Here is a 1,061-nt window from a genome sequence, read left to right as displayed (position 1 = left end):
TTAAACTTATTTTAAACTTATTTTAAACTTATTTTAAACTTATTTTAAACTTATTAAAACTTTTTTAAATTGTTACTGACCTTACTTATTTTAAATCCTCCCAATATTTAATCACCTTAAACTATTTTAAATCCCACCCCCAATATTTAAGCACCTAATCCCAATTCCTTTTTATAAGTTTTTTAAAGAAATTTAAAGAATTAAAAATCAATAGATTAATTTAATATTAACTACAAAATATTAACAACTGATAAAAGGTGATATAATGGAATATGAAATTGAAGGCGGAGCTTTCCCTATGGTAGTATGTACCTTACAAAAAGGAGAAAAATTAAAAAATGAAACAGGGTCCATGGCATTCATGACTTCTGACATGAAGATGGAAACCAACACTGGAGGAGGTCTTTTAAAAGGTCTTGGAAGAGCATTGTCAGGAGATACCCTCTTCTTAAACTACTTTACTGCTCAATCAGACAATCAAAAAATAGGATTTTCATCCTGCAGTCCTGGAAGAATCTTAGCAATCAAATTAGACGGTTCCAGTTCAATCATAGGACAAAAAAATGCATTCCTTGCTGCAGAAGACAGTGTAGAACTTGACATACATCTTAGAAAAAAACTTGGAACAGGTCTTTTTGGTGGAGAAGGATTTATCCTTCAAAAATTCTCAGGATATGGAACTGTATTTTTGGAAATTGATGGAGAAGTAATTGTTCACGATTTAGAACCTGGAGAAACCATACTTTTAGATCCAGGACATATCGCTGCAATGGATGAATCTGTTGATTTTGATATAGAAATGGTAAAAGGAGCTAAAAACATCCTATTCGGCGAAGGTTTATTCTTTGCTAGAGTAAGAGGTCCTGGAAGAGTTTGGGTTCAAACCATGCCTATCAGCAAATTAGCTCAAGCATTGATCCCTTTCTTACCAACCAGTAACGAATAATTGAAAAGTTTTTAAAAACTTTTCAAAATTTTTATTATTTTGTTTTATATTTTTATAATTTTATTTTATAATTTTATAATTTTAATTTTTAATTTTTAATTTTTAATTTTTAAAC

1 protein-coding gene is annotated in these 1,061 nt (G+C 29.4%); it reads left to right on the top strand.

The annotated features are described in order from the left end of the window. Window positions 1-265: 265 nt before the first annotated feature. Window positions 266-946, top strand: coding sequence for a TIGR00266 family protein (locus Q0138_RS00765; protein WP_297979566.1), 681 nt, complete (start codon window positions 266-268; stop codon window positions 944-946). Window positions 947-1,061 lie beyond the last annotated feature (115 nt).

This window comes from uncultured Methanobrevibacter sp., assembly GCF_937906425.1.
Classification (GTDB): domain Archaea; phylum Methanobacteriota; class Methanobacteria; order Methanobacteriales; family Methanobacteriaceae; genus Methanobrevibacter.
This window is presented reverse-complemented; position numbering and strand designations above follow the sequence as displayed.

Coding starts and splice junctions, on each gene's coding strand:
- Q0138_RS00765 (WP_297979566.1), top strand. CDS start 266: ATGGAATATGAAATTGAAGGCGGAGCTTTCCCTATGGTAGTATGTACC.